Raw genomic sequence first — 22856 nt, 5'->3', positions numbered from 1 at the left:
GGGTCGAGCAGCACCATGTGTGCCGTGCCAGTGGTTTCCATGGCCGGATATAAGCACACCTCCACCAACGGCGTCCACCATGTGTCCACTGGCCGGGACCGGACCGCACCCCCGAACCGCCGGGCACCAATTCACCTGTATGTGACCGCTGTTCGCCTGAGGCCGCTGCCTTCCCGGCGCGTCTTGACGCCGGAAGAACAGCCCATCTACGGTGTGCGCGAGCTACGAGTTCCGGTGATCAAGCCCTGGCTGGCCGGACGGCAACCCTCGACGCAGTGGGGTGCCCCAGGTGAAGGCTCGGCGGATCTCATTCTTCTGCAAGTGCGCTCACCACAGCCCCGCAGCGGGCCGGAACCAGGGAGGACGGCATGGCGACGCCCTTGATGCTGTGCTCCCGGCGCCATGTCGACCTGCTGCTGGTCTCCAGCTGTCTCTGTAAGGCCTGAATCCGCCCCTTCCGGACCCGGGAACCTGCCCGCCCGGCCGAATGCCGGCCGACCGCGTGGCCGTGCCCGTCGCCCCCACCGTGTCCCGGGCCGGTAGACCTTCCGGCCCGAGCGTGTGACACCCCACCCCTTTTCCTCACGTGATTCGGCCCGCCGTGGCGCAGCCCTGCGCCGACGGCCGCCTCACGCATCCCTGCTGCGGAAACAGAGACCCCTGATGGCACTGCACAACGGCCCTACACCGAACAGACCCCTGCGGTCCGGACTCGGCGCGATCACCCTCGGCACGGCGTTCCTGGTGGCGCTGACGGGCTGCACCAGCAGCAAGAACGGCGAGACCACCAGCTCCGCGGAGGCCCTCACCATCGGCACCACCGACCAGGTCACCAGCATCGACCCGGCCGGTTCCTGGGACGCGGGCTCCGGCACCGTCGAGAGCGAGGTCTACGCGACCCTGCTCGGTCAGAAGAACGGCTCCGCGGACGTCTCGCCCGACCTCGCCACCGGGATCGAGCAGACCGGGCCCAAGGAGTACACGGTCACGCTCCAGAAGGATCTGAAGTTCGCCAACGGCCACGAACTCACCTCCTCGGACGTCAAGTTCAGCTTCGACCGGAACCTCAAGATCGCCGACCCGAACGGTCCTTCGTCGCTGCTGTACAACCTCGCCTCGGTCGCCGCCCCGGACCCGGCCACCGTCGTCTTCACCCTCGAATCGGCCAACGACACCCTCTTCCCGAAGGTGTTGTCGACGGCCGCCGGCTACATCGTGGACGAGCAGACCTTCCCCGCGGACAAGATCCTCGACGACAAGTCCGTCGTCGCGGCCAAGCCGTGGAGCGGACCGTACGGCATCAGCAGCTACGACAAGAACTCCCTGGTGTCGTTCGCCGCCAACGCGCACTACAAGGGGCAGCAGGGCACACCGAAGACCAGGGACGTCCAGCTCAAGTACTACACCGACGCCGGCAACCTGAAGCTCGACGTCCAGCAGGGCACCCTCGACGCCGTCTACCGCACCCTCACCACCGCCGACCTGGACGACCTCGCCCGACACAAGGGCATCAAGGTCCACACCGGCTCCGGCAACGGCATCCGCTACCTCGTCTTCGACTTCGCCACCCAGCCCTACGGCACCAGGACGAAGAACGCCGACCCGAAGAAGGCCCTCGCCGTCCGCCAGGCCGTCGCCGACTCCGTCGACCGCGCCCAACTCGCCCAGCAGGTCTACAAGAACACCTACCAGCCGCTCTACACCTCCGTCCCGGACGGACTGACCGGCGCCACCCCTTCCTTCAGGTCGCTCTACGGCGACAAGAAGGGCGGCCCCGACCAGGCCGCGGCGGCGGCCCGGCTGAAGGCCGCCGGGGTCAGGACCCCGGTGACGCTCAACCTCCAGTACAACAGCGACCACTATGGCTCCTCGTCGGCCGACGAGTACGCGCTGGTCAAGACCCAGCTCGAAGCCACCGGACTGTTCAAGGTGAACCTTCAGTCCACCGAGTGGACCCAGTACGGCAAGGACCGCGTCAAGCACCTCTACCCGCTCTACCAGCTCGGCTGGTACGCCGACTACCTGGACGCCGACAACTACCTCTCGCCCTTCTACTCGGCCAACAGCTGGGTCGCCAACAGCTATACGGACCCTGTCGTGCGCGCGCTGGTCCAGCAGGAGGAGACCGAGACGGACGCGGCCAAGCGCACCGCACTGATCCAGCAGGCGCAGGACAAGGCCGCCGCCCAGGTACCGCTGCTGCCGCTGCTCCAGGGCTCCACCGCCATCGTCACCCGCAGCGAGGTCAGCGGGGTGCCCGACGAGCTGGACGCCACGTACCAGTTCCGCTGGGCGGGGCTCTCGACGAAGTGAGCACTCCGACGCAGGAGACCACCGGCGCCGTCGGCACCCCGGCCGACGGCGCCGCCGGTCACGGGTTCGCCCGCTACCTGGTGGTCCGCTTCCTCCTCATCTTCCCCACCGTCCTGATCCTCGTCAGCCTGGTCTTCTTCCTGATGCGGCTCACCGGAGACCCGATCAGCGCGGCCTTCGGCGACCGCCTCACCCCCGACCAGCTCCACGCCAAACTCCACCAGGCGGGCTACGACCGCCCGTTGCTCAGCCAGTACCTCGACTACCTGCGCTCCCTGGCCACCGGTGACTTCGGCCGCACGGTCACCGACAACCAGCCGGTGACCCACGTGCTCACCACGTACGGTTCCGCAACCGTCGAACTCGCCTTCTACGCCCTCCTGGTGGCGCTGGCCGTCGGCGTCCCACTGGGCATGGTGGCGGCCTCCCATCGTGACCGGGCGCCGGACGCGGCCCTGCGCCTGTTCGCGATCCTCACCTACGCCACCCCCGTGTTCTTCGTGGGCCTGCTGCTGAAACTGGTCTTCGCGATCTGGCTGGGCTGGCTGCCCTCGTCGGGCCGGGCCGGCACCGCGGTCCAGCTCTTCCTCCAGAACCAGACCAGCACCACCGGCGTGTACCTGATCGACGCCCTGCGCAGCGGCGACGCCACCGCCGTCGCGGACGTGGTGCGGCACGCCGTACTGCCGGGACTGGCCCTGGGCCTGCTCGTGGCCGGGGTGTTGCTCCGCCTGGTGCGCACCAACCTGATCGGCACGCTCTCCGCCGACTACGTCGACGCCGCCCGCTCCCGCGGCGTGGCCCCGCTGCGCCTTCTCACCCACCACGCCACCCGGCCCGCCCTCATCCCCGTCGTCACCGTCCTCGGCCTCCAGGTCGCGGGGCTCCTCGGCGGGGCCGTACTGACCGAGACCACCTTCGAGTGGAAGGGCCTCGGCTACGAGCTCGCCCACTACCTGACGACCCGTGACTTCCCGGCCGTGCAGGGCATCGTGGCCCTCTTCGCCGTCGTCGTCGCGGTGACGAACTTCCTCGTCGACGTCGTCGCCGCGCTCATCGATCCGCGAGTGAGGTACTGATGACGCTGCTCCTCACCCGACGACCGCCACTGCGGCCACGCATCCGGACCGGCGCGGGAGTGCAGCGGGTCATGCTGCTCACCGGCCTGGTCCTCACCGGGCTCTTCCTGCTCACCGCACTGCTCGGGCCCCTGCTCGCCCCGCACGGCTACGCCCAACTCACCGACTCGCAAGGCCTGTTCGGCACCCAGCAGCATCCGAGCGGCGGCCACCCGCTGGGCACGACCATCGCCGGGTACGACGTCCTCTCCCGCACGATCTGGGGCGCACGCACCGCGCTTCTGATCATCGTCGCCGCGCTGCTGCTGTCGGTGGTGCCGGGGACGGTGCTCGGGCTGGTCTCCGGCTACCTCGGCGGCAGACCGGACCGGCTGCTGGTGGGACTCGCGGACGCGCTGTACGCGTTCCCGCCGCTGCTGCTCGCCATCGTCATGTCGATCGTGATCAGCGGCGGCCGGTCCAGCCTGACCGGCGGCCTGGGCGCGGCCGCCTGCTCGGTCGCGGTCTCCTTCGTCCCCCAGTACTTCAGGGTCGTACGCGCCGAGGTGATCCGGGTGAAGGCCGAGCCCTTCGTGGACGCCGCCCGTGTGATCGGCACCGGCCCCTGGCGCATCATGACCCGTCATGTGCTGCGCAACTCGGTGCGCACCCTGCCGCTGATCTTCACCATCAACGCGTCGGAGTCCATCCTCACCCTCGCCGGCCTCGGTTTCCTGGGCTTCGGCATCGAACCCAACTCGGCCGCCGAGTGGGGCTACGACCTCAACCGGGCCGTCGCCGACGTCACCGCGGGCATCTGGTGGACGGCTGTCCCGCCCGGCCTGGGCATCGTGCTCACGGTCCTCGGTACGACCCTGCTCAGCGAGAGCCTCACCGATCTGGCCGACCCACGGCTGCGCAAGCGGGGCACAACTCCCTTGCTCCCCGCGGACGGAGGCGCGGACGATGAGTGATCTGCTGCGTATCGAGGAGCTGCACGTCGGCTTCGCCACCGACGCCGGTCCGGTTCCCGCCGTCCGGGGAGTGAGCCTGTCCGTCGCCCCGGGCGAGGTGCTGGCCCTGGTCGGCGAGAGCGGCAGCGGCAAGACCGTCACCGCCCGCTCGGTCCTCGGCCTGCTGCCCGACACCGCGACCGTCCGCGGCCGCGTCCTCATCGGCGACGGCACCCGCGAACCGGACGAGAACGTGCTCGACGCGTCCCCGGCCCGGCTGCGGGCCCTGCGCGGCACGCACGCCGCGATGGTCTTCCAGGAGCCCTCCGCCACTCTCAACCCCGTCTTCACCATCGGCTGGCAACTCACCGAGGGCCTGCGCGCCCACGGCCGCGGCGGCAGCAAGGCCGAACGGCGTTCCCTCGCCGTGGAATGGCTGGCCAAGGTCGGCATCCCCGACCCGGCCACGCGCGTCGACCACTATCCGCACCAACTGTCCGGCGGCCAGAAGCAGCGCGCGGTCATCGCCATGGCCCTCGCCCTGGGCAGCAGGCTCATCGTCGCCGACGAGCCGACCACCGCTCTCGACGTCACCGTGCAGGCGGAGATCCTCGAACTGCTCCACCGCTGCCGCACCGACTTCGGCACGGCGGTCCTGCTCATCACCCACAACATGGGCGTCGTCGCCGATCTCGCCGACCGCGTGGCCGTCATGCACGCCGGAGAGGTGGTGGAACAGGCCCCGGTGCGCGACCTGTTCGCGGCGCCGACACACTCCTACACCCGGGAACTGCTCTCCGCCGTACCGGACTTCGGGACCGGCAGGCGAACCATGTCCCTGACGGCCGACGACGGCACCCGGCCGGTCGTCAGCGCCCGCGCGCTGACTGTCGACCACCCGGGACGTCTGGGCCGCAAGGCCTTCCGCGCAGTGGACGCGGTGACCTTCGACATCCGCCGCGGTGAAATCCTCGGGCTGGTCGGCGAGAGCGGCAGCGGCAAGACCACCATCGGACGGGCCATCGCCGGACTGACCCCGGTGACCGGCGGCCAACTGGAGGTGTTCGGGGCACCGTTGAGCAGGAGACGGAAGACCGCCGGGCGGATCGGCTATGTCTTCCAGGACCCCGCCACCAGTTTCGATCCCCTGCTGACCATCGGCGACAGCATCGCGGAGCCCCTCGTCGCACACGGTCGAGACCTGGGCGCGAAGGCGATCCGGGCACGCGTCGAATCGCTGCTCGAAGCCGTGCACCTCCCACGTACCCACGCGGACCGCTACCCGCACGAACTGAGCGGCGGGCAGCGGCAACGCGCCGGTCTGGCCCGCGCACTCGCCCTGCGGCCACGCCTGCTCATCGCGGACGAGCCCACCTCGGCCCTGGACGTCTCGGTCCAGGCGAAGGTGCTCGACCTGTTCGGCGAACTCCAGCGGGAGCTGGGCTTCGCGGCCCTCTTCGTCAGCCACGACCTCGCGGTCGTGGAACAGGTCGCCCACCGGGTCGTCGTCCTGCACCGGGGCAGGATCGTCGAGGAAGGCGCCACCGGCCAGGTCCTCGGCGACCCGCAGGACGACTACACCCGCCGACTCGTCGCCGCCCTGCCGGTGCCCGATCCGGTACGCCAGGCCAGACGCCGACAGCCACCCGTACAGGAGGGGGTGGCCGGCGTGTGACCGTGGTGCCGGACGCGAAGCCGGTCAGTGTGCCGGCCCGCGGCCCGGCACGCCTGTCGAGAAAAGGCCGTGCGGACATCACCACGTGCTGCTAGCGTCACTGGCATGAAGCGCGCTGCCATGACGACGACGCCGGAGAGTGTCCCGGCGCGCTGACCGATGTCTCAGTCGAAGCCCCGGGGCGAGTGCCCCGGGGCTTCGTCTTGTGGTCACTCGCCTGATATCCGCGAGGAGACCGCCATGCATGACCACCGCAAGCTCGGCCGTGAACTGGGCCTGTTCGACACCGACCCGCTCATCGGTGCCGGTCTGCCGTACTGGCTGCCCGACGGCGCGGCCGTGAGACACACCCTGGAGGAGTACATCCGTGCCGCCGAACGGGGGGCGGGCTACCAGCACGTGTATTCACCGGTACTCGGCAAACGCGAGTTGTACGAGATCTCGGGGCACTGGGCGCACTACAGCGACGACATGTTTCCCCCGATGGATCTCGGCGGGGAGCAGGTCGTCCTGCGGCCGAGTCTGTGCCCCCATCACGCGGTGATCTACCGCTCCCGCTCCCACAGCTACCGCGAACTCCCCTTGCGGATGGCCGAACTGGGCGGCATGTACCGCTCCGAACTCTCGGGCGTGCTCGGCGGACTGACCCGTGTGCGGGCCATCCAGCTCAATGACGCGCACATCTTCTGCACCCTGGACCAGGTCGCCGGGGAGGCGCAGGCGGCGCTGGAGATGATCCGTCAGGCGTACCGGGCACTCGGCATCACCTCCACTCGCTATCGGCTCTCCCTCCCGGGCCCCGGTGGCAAGTACGTTGCCGCGCCCGAGAAGTGGCAGCGGTCCACCGCCCTGCTGACCGATGTCCTCGACCGCTCCGGCCTGCCCTACGAGGCAGCGGAGGGAGAGGCCGCGTTCTACGGCCCCAAGATCGACGTCCAGGTGGCCGACGGCGCCGGCCGGGAGTCCACCCTGTCCACCGTCCAGGTCGACTTCCACCAGCCCGAGCAGTTCGACCTGCACTACATCGGCGCGGACGGCGCCAAGCACCGCCCGGTGATGGTCCACCGCAGCATCATCGGCAGTGTGGAACGTGCCGTCGCCCATCTCATCGAGCAGCACGGCGGTGCCTTCCCCGCCTGGCTCGCCCCCACCCAGCTGGTCATTCTCCCGATCTCCGACAGCGAACTGCCGAACGCCGCGAGCCTCGCCCGGCACTGCGCCCGTCTCGGACTGCGTGCCGAGATCGCGGGACCGGACCGTGGCAGCCTGGGCGCCCGCATCCGAGAGGCCCGCCTGGTTCCCTATCAAGCCGTCATCGGCGCCAAGGAGGCCGCTGACGATCACGTCGCCGTGCGCTTGCGGGACGGACGCCGACTCGACCCGCAGCCGGTCGGTGACGTACTCGCCCACATCAGCGCTCTCATCGCTGCCCACAGCACCGATCTGTGGGCCGACACCATCGCATCGAGGGAGTCGTGATCGGCGCCTGCCGCCGACCGGGGTGAGGAGGCTGGTGATCTGCGGTGGCGTCGGGCAAAGGCTGAAGCAGCGGCGGAAGTTCGGCCTCCGGGTCTCCACGCGGAGCCTTGACGGTATTGGTCTGGTCCAATAGCGTCTGCCCCGCACAGAACTCCCCATGGCTCAACACCACCAACCGGCAGCAGAATTGACGAAGCGTCACTCGCCGGCTGGAGGACGAGAGCCCGGCCGCCCGCTGTGGGCCTGCCTGTCGACGGCAGCCCAGGCGCCGGCCTTCGCCCTGTTCGTCGTCACCCAGATCCGCAAGGGCGCGTGCACTGCTCACCGTTGATGGAGATCACCAGAGGCGGCGGCACAGCGAACAAACGCGATCACGCCTTGTCTTCGGAGGCCAGACCTATGCAATCACCCCCCGCGAGGGCGCAGCGCTGCGCGTGGAAGAGAGCGCTCTCACTGATTCCCGTCGTCGTGATGACGGTGGTGGCCACCGTCACCACGACCCTCGACGCCCAGGCGGCGGTGCCCCCCACACCGTCGGGCTTCACGCTCACCTGGAGCGACGACTTCAACGGTGCGTCCGGCACCGGCATCGACCAGAGCCTGTGGAAGTACGACACCGGGCCGGGCAGCAATTTCGGCACCGGTGAGATCGAGACCATGACCAGCAGCACCTCGAACGTCTATTACGACGGTCAGGGTCATCTGGTGCTCCAGGCGCTGCACTCGGGTTCCGATCCGCGGGCCGGATGGACCTCCGGGCGCGTGGAGACCCAGTCGGCGGGCTTCGGCGCCGCGGCGGGCGGCGTCGTACGCATCGAGTCCGTCCTCCAGCAGCCCAACGTCACCACCGCCAACGGCGCCGGCTACTGGCCGGCGTTCTGGATGCTCGGCGCGCCGCTGCGCGACGGTGTGACCTGGCCGAAGTCCGGCGAGGTCGACATCATGGAAGACATCAACGGCCGCAGCTCCGTCTTCAGCACCCTGCACTGCGGTGTGAACCCGGGCGGGCCGTGCAACGAGTCGACCGGCATCGGCTCGGGTGAACGCGCCTGTTCGGGCTGCCAGACCGGCTTCCACGACTACGCGGCGGAGATCGACCGCTCGGTGTCGCCGGAGCAGATCAGGTTCTACCTCGACGGGAACAACTTCTTCACCGTCAACGCCAACCAGGTCGACGCGACGACCTGGGCCGACGCGGTCGACCACCCCTTCTTCATCATCTACGACCTGGCGATCGGCGGCGGCTTCCCGGACGCCTTCGGCGGGGGCCCGAACGCGTCCACGGTCTCCGGCGGCAAGCTGGTCATCGACTCCGTGGCCGTCTACAACAAGGGGGCCGGCTCCGGTGGTGGCGGCGGCGGTTCGGTGACCGGTCAGACGATCACCGGGCCGGGCGGCAAGTGCGTCGACGTGGCGGGTGACGACACCGGCGGCGACGGCACCGCGGTCCAACTGTGGGACTGCCAGTCGGCGGCCAAGGACCAGCACTGGACCTGGAGCGGTCAGACCCTCCAGACCCTCGGCAAGTGCCTGGACATCGCCGGCGGCAACAGCGCCGCGGGGACGAAGCTGCAACTCGCCACCTGCAACAGCGGCGGCTACCAGAACTGGGTACGGCAGACCGACGGCTCGCTGCGCAACCCGACGAGCGGCCGGTGCATCGACTCGCCGTCGGGTGCCACCGCGAACGGCACCCGGCTCCAGATCTGGGACTGCAACAGCTCCGGCGCCCAGCAGTTCGCCATCGGTACCCCGATCTACGGGCCGGGCGGCAAGTGTGTGGACGTGGCGGGTGACGACACCGGTGGTGACGGCACCGCGGTCCAACTGTGGGACTGCCAGCAGGCCACCTCGCTCGACCAGAAGTGGACCTGGAGCGGCCAGACCCTGCGCACCCTGGGCAAGTGCCTGGACATCGCGGGCGGCGTCAACGCGAACGGCACCAAGCTCCAGCTGGCCACCTGCAACGGCGGCGGCTACCAGAACTGGGTCGCCAACGCCGACGGCTCGATGTCCAACCCGACCACCGGCCGGTGCGTCGACTCGCCATCGGGTGCCACCGCGAACGGCACCCGCCTCCAGATCTGGGACTGCAACAGCTCCGGCGCCCAGAAATTCGCGTTGGCATGAGCAAGGATCGCCCTGCGTGAACTGACGCCGGGTACGTCGAAGGGCCGCACCTCAGCCGGTGCGGCCCTTCGGTGCGCCGCCGGTGTGCGGGTGATCCGGTGAGACCTTGCCCTGCCGATGGTCCGCGAGATTCGGGCTCGCGGTCAGGACGTCGCTTCGGTCCAGCGATCGAGCGTCCCGCTCGCGTCGTCGTAGGTGAGCCACGTACCGTCCCCGAGCGGGCACACATAGCTGTCGACACGACCGGTGGGATACGTGATCGCACCTCGTGTCCGCAGGGTGCGGGCATCGAGCAGCCAGTGGCGCGCCCAGTCCGGATCGTCGTCGGAATCGACCGTCGAAGCGATGACGGTGTCGGCGTCGACGAAACCGCAGCCGTAGTCCCAGCACGGCGGGTCCTCGTCGTCCGACGACTCAGGCTCGCCCTCGGCGAGGACCGTGCCGTCCAGGGCGTGCAGTCTCAGGTCTGTCCCGTAGTGCTCCACTGTCAGAAACCCAGGATGGCCAGGGTGGACGTCCATCAGGATGCGGTCCAGGGTGTCGTTGAGGTCCCAGCCGGTCAGCTTCTCGCCGTCCCAGCGCGCCCAGTGGAGCAAGATGCCGTCCTGGCCCATGCCGATGCACAGCCCCATGTGAAGGCCGTCCGGGTGGGATATGTGATGTGAACCGGAGGCGGCGCTGTCCAGCGGCAGCCGGGCCACCTCCCGTCCGTCCCGGGCGTCGAGAACGACCCAGCACTCCAGCCAGTCCTGCTCCCCCGGCGCCGGCACGACATGCGCCCAGACGAACCGACCGTCGTCGGAGACCCGGCAGGATCCGTGCTCGGACCCGTAGCACACCTCCTGCTCGTCCCCCGTGTGCGTGTGGTCCAGCACCGGCCCCCAGCAGCCGTGCCGGTACTCCCACAACGGCTCGCCTCCCGGGCCGACGGCCCGCACCGCGCGCTGCCCCGAGAACACGGCGAACGTGCCGTCCGGACTCACCGAATGGACGCCACGGTCCCACCCAGGCCAGGGAAGGGGGAAGACGGCGGTCGGGGCCCGCTCGCCCGCCAAGACGTCGTACAGGTCGTAGACCTCCAGCTCATGCCCGTTCTGGAGGAGGGCGCGGCTTGGCGTGTGCGTACGGATCTCCAGGCCGAAGCCGTTGACCAGCGCGGCCCCGCCCTGGAGTTTGACCGAGTCGTGCAGTTGTGCGGTGATCGACATGTGCCGAAGGTAGCGGCCCGCACTGACAGCACTCCCGGCGAGGCCCGGCCCCTCGATCGCGGGACAGCGGTCCACACCGAAAGGATCAGCGGGGGCGCGGCGCTACGCGATACTCACCCAGTGGTGTGTGGTTCGAACCAGCCCGGACAGCGGCACGGAGGTCACCTGAATGTTCCCCGCACGGCTGTCTGCCGGTGCTCCCTTGGCTCTGGCGATTCTCGCCTTGTCAGGCTGTTCCTCCCACTGGGGCTGCACGGACACGACCGTGGAACGCGGTGAGGCCGGTGTCAGGGTGCAGATCGAAGACACGTATGAGCGGGATACCGGTGTCACCGCCGAGGTCGTCGACTGGCGCCTCGAGCCCCACCCCCAGGTGCCGTCCGAAGGCGACAAGGTGCACTTCCACTTCCGCTTCGACGGCGCCGACGAGCGTTCCGGACCTGCCGTGGACGCCTGCGCGGTCGACGGGAAGCGCGTGGCGTTGGGGTGTCAGACGATCTTCTCGTCCGACGCGTTCGGGCCGGGCGGTGACCCCACGGGCGACGCCTGGCTCACGGTCGAGCACCCTGAGCAGGTTGCCGCAGTGCTGTTGATACCCAACGACCAGTCCTACGACCGACGAACCTGCGAGCAGGACGTCAAGGACGGCGGCGGGCCGCATCCTCCGAAACCGGCCGGCAGCGGGGATCAGTTGTGAGGCACCGTGGGGCCCCTGCGGCAAGCGGCCGGCAATCGAGGTTCCCCTGCCGTACTCAGTCCAGTGGAATGACAGGTCTGGCCAAGGTGCCGCGGGTGTGCGGGCGTCGGGCGACGAAGTCGCCCTGCTCGGGGTCGCGATAGGCGCTCGCCTGGATCAACCACTTGGCGAACCACGGTTCGCCGCCGCATTCGGTACCACCCCCGTCGGCGCCGCGAACTTCGTGGCGGTCGGCGGTCAGCTCCCACTTGTACGAGTTCTGGGCCATGTGCAGTCCGGACAGCATCGGCGACGCCGTAGCCACGTGCACGCCGTCCGGCAGCACCAAGGCGTCGTCGTCCTCCCGCCATCCGGTCGGCATGCGGTCGCCCCAGGGGAACAGGCCCCGCGCCCCGAACGCGTAGGCGTGCTCCCATTCGTCGGGGGTGGGCAGGCGTCGGCCCGTGCCTGCCAGCTCCGCTGTGATCGTGTCGTAGGTGGTGTGAGCCGCCAGCCATGCCGCCGTGGGCTTTCCGTCCGGGTCGAAGCTGACCCGGCCGTGCGTGTCGATGTCGGTGTCAGGCAGCAGGAGGTCGCCGACGAGCTGCTGGTATCCCGGCTTCCACTTCTCGATGAGCGCGGCGATGACCGGATGGTCGAGGGAAGCCTCACTCACTCCGGCCTGGTCGGCGTGCGTGGCGGCGAGGAACGCCTTCAGACTCGCGGTACGGGGGCGTGACGTGATCGCGGCAATGTGCGCACGGATCTCGCCGACCGTACCGTCGGTCCGCAGGGCACGGGCCTCATCCCGGTCGTCCGCTTCCTGGTGGGCGTACTGAGGGAACAGGTCCAGCGCTGCCTGGCTGCCGAGATACGACAGCACCTCTTCGTCGGTCGGCGTCCAGGATGCGGTGTCGAAGCCGAGCCGGGTGTCTCCGCCGGGGACGAAGGCGAACGGTCTCCCCTCGACCTCGATGATCGCGTTGTAGGCGCTTCGACCGCCGAACTCGTGCAGGTGGACGGACGTGACGACCCCGCCTGCCGTCCTTGCGGCCCCCTCTGCGACGACCGCGGCTTCCCGTTCGTCGAAGTGGAGCCATTCGTCCAGGGTGATATCGGCAGTCGACATGCCGCGGAGTATGCCCGTACCCACTGACAGTCCGGCCGGCGGCTGCTGGGCGAGGGCATTCAAACGCTTTGCCCGATCCATCGGCTCCCGCTTATCGTCCGACGACCGGAGTGGGCGTCGTCCGTCGAGAACGGCGCCTGAGGCGTAGGGGGAATCGTCGTGGGCGTCTTCGTCAGGGTCAGAGGCTGGCTGGGGTGCGACGATCGGCAGCTCGCCCAGGTCACACGGATCGTCGAGTCGGACGATCCCGATAAGACGTACAGCGGGGGCTGGGCTTTCCCACCGAGGCAGTACAACTTCACCAACTGGGCCTTCTACGGCGCCGAGATGCGCGCTCAGGCCGTCGACGACTTCCTGGAGCAATTGCGGCGCATCGCGCGGATCCCGGCATCCGACGACGACAACGACCTGATCACCGGCCTGTTCCTCGTCAGCCACGAGGTCGACGGCATGAGCGAGTGGCAGGTCCGCGACGGCGACGTGGTGATCCGGGCGGCGAGCGAGACGTATCGATACCTCGACGAGTAGGTCAACCGGGTCCGGTGGAACAGGTCGACCCGACAGACGCAGCACCTGCCTCTTGAGGTCCTTCAGGGCGGTGCGCTGTCGGCAGCGAGCTGCACGTATCGGTCGCGAGACCTCCTGCGGAAGCGGAGCACGCGAACCTGCTGGCCCTGGAACACGTGTTGTCGACCGCGGACAACATCGTCGACGACCCGCCCACGCCGTTCCCCGAGTACGCTACGCGGCTCGTGGGGCGAACTTCCTGGTCGTTCTGGTGGGACTAGACCGTGTCCGGTGGGATGCCCGATCGATCTCCCTGCCCGGCACCGCACCGACCAGGGGGTCGACCGGTCCCGCGGCGGGCCGGCGAGCAAAATTCATCGGCGCGGTTCGTCCCGGGTGAAGTCGGCATCCCCGATGCGCATGCGAACATCGCGTCCGGGCCACACCCGGCCCATGTCCGCACGGGTCAGAAGTGCGACGGTGGAGCGACCTCCGCGAATCTCCACCGCAGCGGCCGCGCTTCGGGACAGCAACTGCTCGTCGGCGAGGATCAACGCGTCTCGCAAATGGCCTGCACCGCCGGGACAGATCAAGGCGTGCCGTCGGTCCAGCGTTCGGACTTCGTAGATGTCTTGCTCGCGCGGCTCATCGAGCACAAGCACGTCGAATCGTGCGATCGTGAGGACGAGTCGTTGCCGGTCGAGCACCTCGACGCGGTCGGCGGTGCCCTTGCGGATCCAGAAGCTCGCGATACCGGCGGCTTGTGCCAGACCGTTCACCCCCGTCACGTCCAGAAGGTTCGGGGAGCCCTCCGGTCGCGTGACATCCCGCCGAAGCTGGTAGATCGGCTCATCTGTTTCTATGCATCCTCCTGAGGTTGCCACCATTCTCCGTGCCGGCCGGACGGCCCGCTCGCGGATCGGAAACCTGACCTCGGCGCAGCAACCGGAAGGCTTGGTCGGTGGTGGCGGTGGTCCTGGCCGCGGGGCTGCGGTACGAGGGCTTCGAGCCGTGCGGTTGCGGGCGCGAGCCGAAGTTCCGCCCCCGTACACGAGCCCAGGTTCGCGCACGCCGCGTCATCGCCGCGCGGACCGGCACCTCGTTCGTGGAACTGCTCGGCCGGGCCGACCCGCTGTCGCTACGACAGGCCCGAGGTGATCATTTGCCAGACACCGCCTTGTAGCGCTCTGGCCCCATAGGTCACGGCACCTCGCTAGGCCGTTGCCCGCCTGACACGGTAGCCCCAGCGGGCAAGCGACCGGACAACTGTTTCTGCCCCTATGGGGTTGGCGCTGTGAACGAAGACCGCTCCGATCTGGAAGGGCCGTCCGTTGAAGGCAGCCTCTTCCATGAGGGTCACCACCGGCATGATGGTGTCCTCGCCTCCGAGATCGTGGTCGAGCCACAGCTCGTCAATGAAACTGTCGCGATGCTCTTCCAGGAGTTGGACGCCTTCACGGCTGGTGCGGGCGATCCGCGTGGCCCTGGGCAGCGGTCGGAGATCGTCTATGCCGAGGATGACGGCCATGGGCGCGACGGGGGCTTCTTTCACCGGTTCATTGTCACCGTACGGGCGCACACGTTGTCCGCCGCGCTCGGTACTGCCTCGGAGTCGCTCACCGCAGCACTCCATGACGCGGATGGACTGGTCGACGAGGGGTGCGGCCAGATCGCCGGCTGGTCGACGCACCGGCACGGGGAACCGTGCGCCCCGCGCCAGGGCAACATCCAAGAGGCTTCAGCCGAGCTGGAGTTGACCGAGAAGGTCGCTTATCTCACCTTCTCGGCACCGGAGTTGCGAGAGGCGTCCACCCCGGGTCGTACGTACCGGGCGCTGTACGACTGCCGGGCCGGGCTTTCCCTGGTGCCGCTCGCCCGGCCGGCGATGCAGGAGGAGTATCTGCGCACGGTGTCCCGTGTGCTGAGCACCATCACGGACACCCTCGGTTCCTCCCTGCACTCCCATGCGCACTGGACGCCCGACGACTGGCGCAAGCTCCTCTCGGTGATCGAGGGGCTTCGCGGAACGGCCGAGTTCCATGCGCGGAGTTCGAGAATCATGGCCGACCACTGGTCCGGCGAATTCGGTTCGCGAATCGCACAGTTGGCAGGGAGCGCACCGCATCCGTGCCTCCCTCGACTGGGAGGCGCTGTCCCGGATGGCCCGGCAGAGCGATCCGCCGGTCGGGTTGGCCATGGTGGGCACCAGGCTCGCGCCGTACGACCTCGCCGCGCTGGCGGGCTATCACGCCCCGTGGTACCGCGAGGGGTCCGGGACAGGGGAGGTGAGATACGACCGGCGCGGCGCGGTGCCGCTGCGGCACGCCGAACTGGCGACGGACCTCTCCTCCCTCCGCCAGGAACGGCGCTCGCGCATCGGAGAACTACGGGACCACTACGCAACCCGGCTCGACGCCCAGGGAATCTCACTCATGCTCGCGACCTACGCGCTGGGTCCGGACGGGTATCTGGTCCTCGACGGCAATCATCGGCTGACCGCTCTGGCCCAGCTCGTCGCCAAGGGCTGTCCGGCCACGCTGACCGAGTTCCGGCTGACCGCGCCCCTGGATCCCGCACTGCTGCCGGATCTTCGCCACTATCGGGGCGGTGGGCGGGGCGCGGCGCCGGGCGCGTAGTGCTACGCCTCAGCTCACCGCCTGCTTCACGAGGGCGGCGATCCTCGCCTCGGCCTCGGCGGTCACCTCCGTGAGGGCGAACGCGGCGGGCCACATAGTGCCCTCGTCCAGTTTCGCCTGGTCGCTGAAACCGAGGGTCGCGTAGCGCGCCTTGAACTTCTCCGCGCTCTGGAAGAAGCAGACGACCTTGCCGTCCAGCGCGTAGGCCGGCATGCCGTACCAGAGCTTCGGCGCGAGGACCGGAGCGGTCTCGGTGACCACGGCGTGGACGCGCTCCGCCATGATCCGGTCGGAGTCCTGCATCTCGGCGATCTTGGCGAGTACGTCCCGTACCGCCTCGGCCGCCTTGTCCGCGCGCGAGCCGCGGCGGGCCTCTTTCTTGAGCTCCTTGGCGTGGTCCTTCATCGCGGCCCGCTCCTCGGCCGTGAATCCCTCGTGCTTGCCGTCTTCAGTACCGCTCATGGCAGAGCTCCCCGTCGAGGTCGTGGTGTCCGCGGTCCCACGCACGCGCTGACGACGGCGTGCGGCCCGGACGTCGTCGGCCCCCATTGTGCCGATCATGCCGACCTCGCGGGCACGCTTCGGCATCAGCGGCCAGGACCGCCGGGAATACGACGGTCCCCGGTCGGCGCCTGCCCCGTCTCGTCAGGCGCCGGCGCGCCGGTCACCGTCCTCTCGTGTCGCGGCCGGGGCACCGGCCCTCGTGAACGGCAGGACCAGGCGGGAGGGGTGTGTCGCGTCGCGGTAGATCTTGTGGGTGACGGGGCGGCCCACCGGCAGGTGGAAGGCGTCCGGTGGGAGCAGGGAGTTGTGGGCGTCGGCGAGGGGTTCGTCGTTGGACAGCTCCACCACCAGGCGGTGGCCGGGCTGGAAGGTGGCGGCGTGCGGGTAGAGGCGCAGCACGTACTCTTCGACCTTGCCGGGCTCGACCGGCACCGCGCGGGTGTGCGGGTGGTACGGGTCGCCCTCGGTGGTGCGCTCCTCGTCGAGTTCCCGGTGGGACGCCTTGAGGTAGCCGGTGGTGATCAACTGCCGCTTTCCGCCGGGGGCTTCGTCCCACAGGCGCAGGATGAAGTTGGTGTCGTCCTGGTCGATCTCGGCGAACAGGTGCGCAGCGCCGCTGCCGATCAGCTCGGTGGGTTCCTCGAACGGCTCGGTGCTGTACGTGAGCACCTCGACCTTGTCGGTGACCGTGAGGGGTGCCTGGTAGAAGCCGTCGGGGACGGCGTGTTCGGCGCCCATGCGCTCGGGTTCGGAGGAGAGTTTGTGTCGCGGGCGCAGATAGAGCGGCCTGTGCTCGATCTGCTTCGGCGGCCACTGGGCCGCGGTGATCGTCTCGCGTGAGCCTTCCACGAAGACGCTCACGGCCGGCTCGTCCATGATCCCGTTGTCGACGCCCTTGAGCCAGTACTCGTACCAGCGGAACATCTTGTCGTGCTCCTCGATCCAGGGGCGCGACTGCATCGGCGGGTAGGAGCCGATGTCGAGCTTCTTGGGGCCCTTGAGGACGTCGAACAGCTCGATGTGACCGTCCACCGTCCAGCCTCGGCCCTGGTCGATCTGGAGGTAGACCGGGATGTCGATGTTCCGGGCCAGGTTGACGGGGTTGCGTTCCTCGTACCATTCGCCGTCGAGCGGGTTCATGACGATGTCGAACCAGAACTCGCGGTTCTTGGGGTACTTGAGGACGTGGACGAGGTTGGGCCAGGCCGCCACGTCGGGATCGTTCAGCCGCTCGTCGACGAGCTTCTTCAGTGCCTCGGGACTGTGGACCTCCTGCATACGGGACTTGACGTTCGTGTGCGCGATGCCGGAGTCGCCGCCGCGGCCCTCGCGGGCGGCGCGCGGCATGAACCACATGACGCCGCCGTGGTACGTCGTCTCGTAGAAGTCGAAGTGGCCGCCGCTGACGAAGATCGCCTTGAGGTGCGGGGGGCGTTCGGCGGCGGCGAGCACCTGCATGGAGCCGAAGTAGGAGATGCCGATCATGCCGATGTTGCCGTCGCACCACGGCTGTGCGGCGACCCACTCGATGAGGTCGTGGAGGTCCTGTCCCTGGGGGACGCCGCCGGCGTTGTAGTTGCCGATCATGACGCCGCCCGAGTCGCCGGTGCCGCGCATGTCTCCGATGACGTGGACGTATCCCTCGCGCACGACGCGGGCGATGTCACCGGCCTCGATGCAGCCGTCCCACATCGGGCTGGGGCGGCGCTGCGGGGGCGTGGTCAGGGCGAGGGCCTGGAGTTCCTTGCCGTAGGCGCTCATCGCGATCAGGGCAGGGCGGGGAGTGTCGTCGAGGCCGTGGTAGGCGTCCACGGCGAGTTCGACGCCGTCCCGCATGGGGACCCGCAGGTCCTTGCGGACGGCGATGGACTGCTCGCCCGCCCGGATGGTGTGAAGGTCGGTCATGGTGTGGTGCTCCTGTACTGCGCGGTCGGGTGGTGCTGCGCGCGGTAACCGTGCAGCGAGGTGAAGAAGGGCGAGGGTTCGAGGACCGGGTCGCCGCTGTAGCCGAGTGCTTCGGCGACCGGGGCGAACGGCGAGTACGGGGAGTCGCTCTCGCGCAGCCCGGCCTCCAGGCAGCGGCAGGCGGCCTCGGCGACCCGGTCTTCGGCGGCGAGGCTCTGGGTGATGGCCTCGCGGGCCTGTGTCTCGTCGAGTTCGACGCCGTACGGGGTGCCGTCGGCTCGGCGGTACGGGTGCCCGAGGTACAGGTGCCGTGGCCGGACCTCGTCCCGGAGGTGTTCCAGGCCGGCGCGGTAGGCGGCCGGGTCGGTGTAGCCGGGGAAGCCGTTGGCGGCTCCGTGGACCTGCACGGCGTCGCCGACGAAGACGGAGCGTTGGCCGTCGACGACGTAGGCGACGGAACCGGGCGTGTGCCCGGGGACGGCGTGCACCGAGACGGTGACATCGCCGCCGAGGGAGAGCCTCTCGCCGCCCTTGACGAGCAGGGTGGGTTCCATCTCCCCGGAGATGACGGCGTCCGTGGCCGCGGCCACCTTCGCCTCGCCCTCGGGGTCGCGCAGGTAGCGGCCGCGTCCGGCCCGGTACTCGGCCACGTGGGCCCGGCGGGAGCGGAGCATCGGTGCGTCCGCCTCGTGGATCACCACCTGAGCCCGGCGGCCGGTGAGTTCCCACAGGGCGTGCGCCCCGCCGATGTGGTCGATGTGCCCGTGCGTGAGCAGGATCCAGCGCACGTCCTCGATGCGTCGTCCGATCGCCTCCAGCGCGGGGGCCATGCCCTGTGCGGGGGAGGTCGCGATCCCGGTGTCGACGATCGCCGGTTCGGGCGCGTCGATGAAGAAGCTGTACAGACCGAACCTCCCCCACGGCGAGACGAGGGGGTGGACGGTGACGTCGCGTGTCATGGTCACCTTTCCGAACTTCTGGGGCGGCGGCCCGTGTTCAGTGCCGGCTGAGGAAGTCGCGGGTCTCGGCGAAGACCCGGTGGAACTCCGGGATCCAGGAGAAGTGCTGGACGAAGCCGTGTCCGGCGCCCTCGTAGCGGCTCACGGTGGCCGGCACGCCGGCGTCCTGGAGGCGGCGGCCGTACAGCTCGCCCTCGTCGCGCATCGGGTCGAACTCGGCGGTGACGACGAGGGCTTGGGGCAGCCCGTTCAGGTCCTCGCGCTTGATCGGGGAGGCCAGGGGGTCGGCCGGGTCGGCGCCGCTGTCGAGGTAGAAGGCGTTGAACGGCTTGAGTCCGGCCGTCTCCAGGCCATAGCCGACGGCGTTCTCCCGCAGCGAGGGGTAGCGGTCCTCGTCGAAGTCCAGGTCGAGGGAAGGGTAGTAGAGGATCTGGTGGGTGATCCTGTCGAAGCCTTCGTCGTGGGCCCTGGCCGCCACGGCGGCGGCGAAGCCGGCACCGGAGCTGTCGCCCGCCACACCGAGCGTCACGCCGTCCCAGCCCAGACTCGCGCCCTGCTCGGCGGCCCATCGGGTGACGGCGAGGCAGTCGTCGAGACCGGCCGGGAAGGCGGCCTCGGGCGCCCGGCGGTAGCCGACGGAGACCACCTTCAGGCCGGTCTCCTTCGCCAGGGAGCGTGCGACGTGGTCGTGCGTGTCCAGGCTGCCGAGGAAGAAGGCGCCGCCGTGGAAGTAGACCAGCACGCCGTGCCGGTCCGCGGCGGTCGGCGTGTAGACGCGCACCGGCACGTCGCCGCAGGCGGTGTGCGCGGTCAGGTCCGCGACCGCGTGCAGCGGCAGCCGGTCCTCGACGGCGGGGACGTGCGCCTCCTCCGCGGCGCGCATCGCGACCGGGTCGAGCGGGCCCTCGGGCGCGGGCGGGAGGGTCGCGAGGAACTTCGCGATCTCGGGGTGCAGCGGCATGACCTACTCCTTCGTCGCGGCGGCCGCGGGCTTCTGGCCGGGGAAGACGTCGTCGATCTCGTCCTCGGACCAGCCCTGGCGCGAGATGGCCTGGAGCTGGTCGGTCACCGGCTTGCGGGTGGCCTGGTACAGGGCCAGGGCCTCCTTCACGGAACCCGCCTGCCGCAGGGCGTCGGCGAGCGCGCCGGCGTCCTCGATGGCCGAGTTGGCGCCCTGGCCCTGGTGGTGCAGCATCGAGTGCGCGGCGTCGCCGACGAGGACGACGGAGTCCGAGTGCCAGATGTCGACCGGGTCGATGTCGTAGACGGCGCGGATGTTCACGGTGTCCATGTCGAGGCCGCGGGTGATGGCCACCAGCCGCTCGTCGAAGCCCTCGACGGTGCGCAGCATGTCGTCCTTGGTGACCTGAGGTGACCAGGTGCCGTCCGGGCACAGCGCGGTGATGTCGAAGGACACCTGGTCGCGGTGGCGCAGCGGCAGCAGGTAGACCTTGGTGCCGCGGCCGATGTACATGCGCAGGTTGTCGTCGGTGACCATGCCGTGGGCGTCGTCCGTGGAGATGACGGCGCGGTAGGCGTGCTCGCCGGAGAAGACCGGTTCCCGGTCGCTGAACAGCTGCTGCCGTACGACGGACTTGATGCCGTCGGCGCCGACGACGAGGTCCGCCTCGGCGGTGGTGCCGTCCGCGAAGGTCAGGACGGAGCTGTCGCCCTTGTCCTGGACGCTCCGGAGGCGGTGGCCGAGGCGCACCATGCCCTCGGGCAGCACGCCGAGCAGGGCCTCGATGAAGTCTCCGCGGTGGATCAGATGGGTGTGGGTCTGCTCGCCCTCGGCGGGCCACGCCTCCTTCATGATCGGGTCGCCGGTGGCGGTGAGGATCTCGAAGTACTCGCTGGGCGAGCTGACTTCGGCGATGGCGTCGAAGATCCCCCACTGGCGGAACCGGTTCATGGTGGCGGGGCGCAGGCCGATGCCGGCGCCGACCTCACGGATCCGGTTGGCCTGCTCGTGGACGGTGACGTCCGCGCCGAGCAGGCTGAGGGCCTTGGCCGCCGCCGCGCCGCCGTATCCCGCGCCGACGATCGCGATCTTCAGTTTGTTCAGGTCCGAGGACTGCATGGCGGGTCTCTCTTACTTCTGGATGGTGAGGAAGTCGGCGGGGTTGCCGACGAAGATCGTCTGGATGGCGGCCTCGTCGAGTCCGGCGGCGCGCAGGTCTGGGAGCAGGTCGTCGAAGAGGTAGTTGACGGTGTGGCCCTTGACGCCGGGCCAGCCCAGGGGGGAGCAGTTGGCGTCGGCGGAGGCGAGGACCTGCCCGATCCGGCGGCCGTTGTCGATGAACCGCAGGAAGTGGTCGAGGCGTTCCTTGCGCGGACGGGCCCAGAACGGCGGGTCGGGCAGTTCGGTCTCGTAGCCGAAGGTGTCGAAGCCGATGCGGCCGCCCTGTTCGGCGATCCACACGTCGCGTGTCTTGTCGGCGTTGACCCCGTCGTCGACGTGTCCGAACAGCACGCGGTCCAGCGGCAGTTGCTCCTCGTCGAAGATCGCGACGGCGTTCTCGGCGTCGATTGCGAGGTGGGTCAGGATCGGTACGCCGGTGCGCAGGGCCGCGCGGGCGGCGGCGCGGTAGATGCGCTTGTCCAGGTCGGTCATGCGGCCGCCGCGGCTGACGCCGACCTTGATGACGCCGGCGAGGCTGCCGGTGTCGCCGATGCCGACGGTGGTCTCGTGGACGAACTGCCGTGTCAGATAGTCGACGTCGGCGCGGGCGAAGTGCGGCAGGGCCGTGTCACCGCCGACGAAGCCGGTGCAGGCGACGATGTGGACGCCGGTCTTCGCGGACAGCGACTTGTAGTGGTCGACGTCACGGCCGTTGCAGATGCCGGTGGCGTCGACGAAGGTGCCGCCGCCCAGCTCGTGGAAGCGGCGTAGTTTCGGAACGGTCTCCTCGTATCGCTGCTCGGGGGTCTTCCACCACTGCGTGTCCAGTTCGGAGCCGGGCATGCCGTAGCCGATGTGTTCGTGGATCGCCACGAAGCCCAGCTCCTCGGCGGGGACCGGCCCCAGGACGGTGTTCACTCGCGACACAGCACTCACCTTCGAAAAAAGATCTTCATGGTCGTTCGGGCCGGCGCGTTCAGCGCGTCGCGAGCAGGTCGCGGGGGTTGGCCTGGAGGATGCGCCGCACGTCGTCGCCGCCGACGCCGTGCGCCTTGAGCAGGGGCACGAAGGCGGTCAGGACGTGGCTGTACGGCAGGTCGTTGGCGGGGTGCCCCTTGGCCACGCCGGTCGCCCCGACGGAGAGCAGGATCCGCCCGGCATGTCCGGCGCGCACGAGGTCGGCGACCAGGGCGGCACGCTCGGCGTCGGTCAGGTGCTCGTCGTCCTCGGTGCCGACGTGGTCGAGCACGACGTGGGCGCCGCGGTCGGCGATGCGCTGCGTGTCACCGGCGGCGACGGCTTCCCTGCGGTCCAGGCCGCCGACGGCGACCCGGTCGGCCGGCAGCCTCTCGTCGAGGACCACGTCGAGTTCCCGTACGGCGTCGGCGCCGTGACGGAAGGAGACCGGGCTGCCGGTGGCGAGTGCGGTGCGGGCTGCCCCGCGCAGCAGGCTCTCGTCGGTCGCGGTCATGCCCGTACGGGTCACCGTGATGGTGACCAGTCCGGCGGGACCGCGGCGCTCCACGCGCGGGACCACCATGCCCTCGGTGATCTCCTTGGTGAAGAGGCCGGCGAACTTCTCGGCGGGCCAGGGGGTGGGCG

The 22856-nt window shown here is 69.5% G+C and carries 22 protein-coding genes and 1 riboswitch; of the genes, 10 read left to right on the top strand and 12 right to left on the bottom strand.

All coding sequences use genetic code 11. The features are described 5' to 3' along the window. Positions 1-220 precede the first annotated feature (220 nt). Positions 221-330, top strand: a riboswitch (SAM riboswitch). Positions 331-663: 333 nt separating this feature from the next. From FNH09_RS23775 to FNH09_RS23750, 6 genes are all read left to right on the top strand, one after another. After that, positions 664-2313, top strand: coding sequence for an ABC transporter substrate-binding protein (locus tag FNH09_RS23775; protein ID WP_152891305.1), 1650 nt, complete (start codon positions 664-666; stop codon positions 2311-2313). After that, entirely contained in the window at positions 2310-3392 is a 1083-nt protein-coding gene (locus FNH09_RS23770; RefSeq protein WP_162468997.1) for an ABC transporter permease subunit, read from the top strand. Before FNH09_RS23775 ends, FNH09_RS23770 begins: the two co-directional genes overlap by 4 nt. Further along, positions 3392-4345 (top strand): ABC transporter permease, encoded by a 954-nt coding sequence (locus tag FNH09_RS23765; RefSeq protein WP_152891303.1) that lies wholly within the window; start codon positions 3392-3394, stop codon positions 4343-4345. The genes FNH09_RS23770 and FNH09_RS23765 overlap by 1 nt, the downstream gene beginning before the upstream one ends. After that, on the top strand, positions 4338-5999 hold the full coding sequence (locus FNH09_RS23760; RefSeq protein WP_152891300.1) for a dipeptide ABC transporter ATP-binding protein: 1662 nt from the start codon (positions 4338-4340) through the stop codon (positions 5997-5999). Before FNH09_RS23765 ends, FNH09_RS23760 begins: the two co-directional genes overlap by 8 nt. A gap of 222 nt (positions 6000-6221) precedes the next feature. Next, entirely contained in the window at positions 6222-7478 is a 1257-nt protein-coding gene (gene thrS / locus FNH09_RS23755; protein WP_420802773.1) for a threonine--tRNA ligase, read from the top strand. A 471-nt stretch (positions 7479-7949) separates the two neighbouring features. After that, the gene (locus FNH09_RS23750; RefSeq protein ID WP_152891296.1) at positions 7950-9608 is read left to right on the top strand and encodes a ricin-type beta-trefoil lectin domain protein; all 1659 of its coding nucleotides are present in this window, start codon (positions 7950-7952) and stop codon (positions 9606-9608) included. Positions 9609-9751: 143 nt separating this feature from the next. Here FNH09_RS23750 and FNH09_RS23745 read toward each other — a convergent pair whose 3' ends face one another. Then, entirely contained in the window at positions 9752-10816 is a 1065-nt protein-coding gene (locus FNH09_RS23745; protein ID WP_152891293.1) for a hypothetical protein, read from the bottom strand. 169 nt (positions 10817-10985) lie between these two features. Between FNH09_RS23745 and FNH09_RS23740 the strand changes: the two genes are divergently transcribed. Continuing rightward, positions 10986-11513, top strand: coding sequence for a hypothetical protein (locus FNH09_RS23740; protein ID WP_152891291.1), 528 nt, complete (start codon positions 10986-10988; stop codon positions 11511-11513). A gap of 55 nt (positions 11514-11568) precedes the next feature. Here the strand turns inward: FNH09_RS23740 and FNH09_RS23735 are convergent, their stop codons facing one another. Further along, on the bottom strand, positions 11569-12621 hold the full coding sequence (locus tag FNH09_RS23735) for a hypothetical protein (RefSeq protein WP_152891289.1): 1053 nt from the start codon (positions 12619-12621) through the stop codon (positions 11569-11571). Positions 12622-12780: 159 nt separating this feature from the next. Here FNH09_RS23735 and FNH09_RS23730 point away from each other — a divergent pair, with 159 nt between their 5' ends. Further along, the gene (locus tag FNH09_RS23730) at positions 12781-13149 is read left to right on the top strand and encodes a hypothetical protein (RefSeq protein ID WP_162468996.1); all 369 of its coding nucleotides are present in this window, start codon (positions 12781-12783) and stop codon (positions 13147-13149) included. A gap of 89 nt (positions 13150-13238) precedes the next feature. Beyond that, complete coding sequence (locus tag FNH09_RS23725; protein WP_274390264.1) at positions 13239-13409, top strand: DUF4253 domain-containing protein; 171 nt, start codon at positions 13239-13241, stop codon at positions 13407-13409. 93 nt (positions 13410-13502) lie between these two features. On the opposite strand, the gene FNH09_RS23720 is transcribed toward FNH09_RS23725, so the two are convergent. The 3 genes from FNH09_RS23720 to FNH09_RS46755 form a co-directional block, all read right to left on the bottom strand. Next, positions 13503-13916, bottom strand: coding sequence for a hypothetical protein (locus FNH09_RS23720; protein WP_152891287.1), 414 nt, complete (start codon positions 13914-13916; stop codon positions 13503-13505). 425 nt (positions 13917-14341) lie between these two features. Next, positions 14342-14680: a cyclic-phosphate processing receiver domain-containing protein gene (locus FNH09_RS23710; RefSeq protein WP_338017666.1), complete on the bottom strand. Its 339-nt coding sequence runs from the start codon at positions 14678-14680 to the stop codon at positions 14342-14344. Between the two features lie 218 nt (positions 14681-14898). Beyond that, complete coding sequence (locus FNH09_RS46755) at positions 14899-15060, bottom strand: hypothetical protein (RefSeq protein WP_156110831.1); 162 nt, start codon at positions 15058-15060, stop codon at positions 14899-14901. Between the two features lie 227 nt (positions 15061-15287). On the opposite strand from FNH09_RS46755, the gene FNH09_RS23705 reads away from it, so the two are divergent. Continuing rightward, a complete protein-coding gene (locus FNH09_RS23705) occupies positions 15288-15764 on the top strand; it encodes a ParB N-terminal domain-containing protein (RefSeq protein WP_152891285.1) in 477 nt (158 codons plus the stop codon). A 9-nt stretch (positions 15765-15773) separates the two neighbouring features. Here the strand turns inward: FNH09_RS23705 and FNH09_RS23700 are convergent, their stop codons facing one another. The 7 genes from FNH09_RS23700 to FNH09_RS23670 form a co-directional block, all read right to left on the bottom strand. Beyond that, positions 15774-16226, bottom strand: a complete 453-nt coding sequence (locus tag FNH09_RS23700) for an iron chaperone (protein ID WP_152891283.1) — start codon at positions 16224-16226, stop codon at positions 15774-15776. A 183-nt stretch (positions 16227-16409) separates the two neighbouring features. Continuing rightward, on the bottom strand, positions 16410-18173 hold the full coding sequence (locus tag FNH09_RS23695; RefSeq protein WP_152891281.1) for a CocE/NonD family hydrolase: 1764 nt from the start codon (positions 18171-18173) through the stop codon (positions 16410-16412). Further along, positions 18170-19132, bottom strand: a complete 963-nt coding sequence (locus FNH09_RS23690; RefSeq protein WP_152891279.1) for an MBL fold metallo-hydrolase — start codon at positions 19130-19132, stop codon at positions 18170-18172. The genes FNH09_RS23695 and FNH09_RS23690 overlap by 4 nt, the downstream gene beginning before the upstream one ends. Positions 19133-19169: 37 nt before the next feature. Then, positions 19170-20093: an alpha/beta hydrolase gene (locus FNH09_RS23685; protein ID WP_152891277.1), complete on the bottom strand. Its 924-nt coding sequence runs from the start codon at positions 20091-20093 to the stop codon at positions 19170-19172. Between the two features lie 3 nt (positions 20094-20096). Then, positions 20097-21212, bottom strand: coding sequence for an FAD-dependent oxidoreductase (locus FNH09_RS23680; protein WP_152891275.1), 1116 nt, complete (start codon positions 21210-21212; stop codon positions 20097-20099). Between the two features lie 12 nt (positions 21213-21224). Beyond that, a complete protein-coding gene (locus tag FNH09_RS23675) occupies positions 21225-22181 on the bottom strand; it encodes a phosphotriesterase family protein (protein WP_162468995.1) in 957 nt (318 codons plus the stop codon). Positions 22182-22230: 49 nt separating this feature from the next. Continuing rightward, positions 22231-22856, bottom strand: a 626-nt coding sequence (locus FNH09_RS23670) for a phosphotriesterase family protein (protein ID WP_152891272.1), incomplete at its 5' end; no start/stop codon positions are given.

It is taken from the genome of Streptomyces adustus, from assembly GCF_009377175.1.
Taxonomy (GTDB): domain Bacteria; phylum Actinomycetota; class Actinomycetes; order Streptomycetales; family Streptomycetaceae; genus Streptomyces; species Streptomyces adustus.
This window is presented reverse-complemented; position numbering and strand designations above follow the sequence as displayed.

What these genes read in the sequence shown, in the direction of transcription:
- FNH09_RS23690 (WP_152891279.1), bottom strand. Translation starts at nt 19,132, where the DNA reads ATGACACGCGACGTCACCGTCCACCCCCTCGTCTCGCCGTGGGGGAGG.
- FNH09_RS23740 (WP_152891291.1), top strand. Translation starts at nt 10,986, where the DNA reads ATGTTCCCCGCACGGCTGTCTGCCGGTGCTCCCTTGGCTCTGGCGATT.
- FNH09_RS23765 (WP_152891303.1), top strand. Translation starts at nt 3,392, where the DNA reads ATGACGCTGCTCCTCACCCGACGACCGCCACTGCGGCCACGCATCCGG.
- FNH09_RS23745 (WP_152891293.1), bottom strand. Translation starts at nt 10,816, where the DNA reads ATGTCGATCACCGCACAACTGCACGACTCGGTCAAACTCCAGGGCGGG.
- FNH09_RS23735 (WP_152891289.1), bottom strand. Translation starts at nt 12,621, where the DNA reads ATGTCGACTGCCGATATCACCCTGGACGAATGGCTCCACTTCGACGAA.
- FNH09_RS23760 (WP_152891300.1), top strand. Translation starts at nt 4,338, where the DNA reads ATGAGTGATCTGCTGCGTATCGAGGAGCTGCACGTCGGCTTCGCCACC.
- FNH09_RS23750 (WP_152891296.1), top strand. Translation starts at nt 7,950, where the DNA reads ATGACGGTGGTGGCCACCGTCACCACGACCCTCGACGCCCAGGCGGCG.
- FNH09_RS23705 (WP_152891285.1), top strand. Translation starts at nt 15,288, where the DNA reads ATGGCCCGGCAGAGCGATCCGCCGGTCGGGTTGGCCATGGTGGGCACC.
- FNH09_RS23685 (WP_152891277.1), bottom strand. Translation starts at nt 20,093, where the DNA reads ATGCCGCTGCACCCCGAGATCGCGAAGTTCCTCGCGACCCTCCCGCCC.
- FNH09_RS23775 (WP_152891305.1), top strand. Translation starts at nt 664, where the DNA reads ATGGCACTGCACAACGGCCCTACACCGAACAGACCCCTGCGGTCCGGA.
- FNH09_RS23680 (WP_152891275.1), bottom strand. Translation starts at nt 21,212, where the DNA reads ATGCAGTCCTCGGACCTGAACAAACTGAAGATCGCGATCGTCGGCGCG.
- FNH09_RS46755 (WP_156110831.1), bottom strand. Translation starts at nt 15,060, where the DNA reads ATGGTGCTCAGCACACGGGACACCGTGCGCAGATACTCCTCCTGCATC.
- FNH09_RS23695 (WP_152891281.1), bottom strand. Translation starts at nt 18,173, where the DNA reads ATGACCGACCTTCACACCATCCGGGCGGGCGAGCAGTCCATCGCCGTC.
- FNH09_RS23700 (WP_152891283.1), bottom strand. Translation starts at nt 16,226, where the DNA reads ATGAGCGGTACTGAAGACGGCAAGCACGAGGGATTCACGGCCGAGGAG.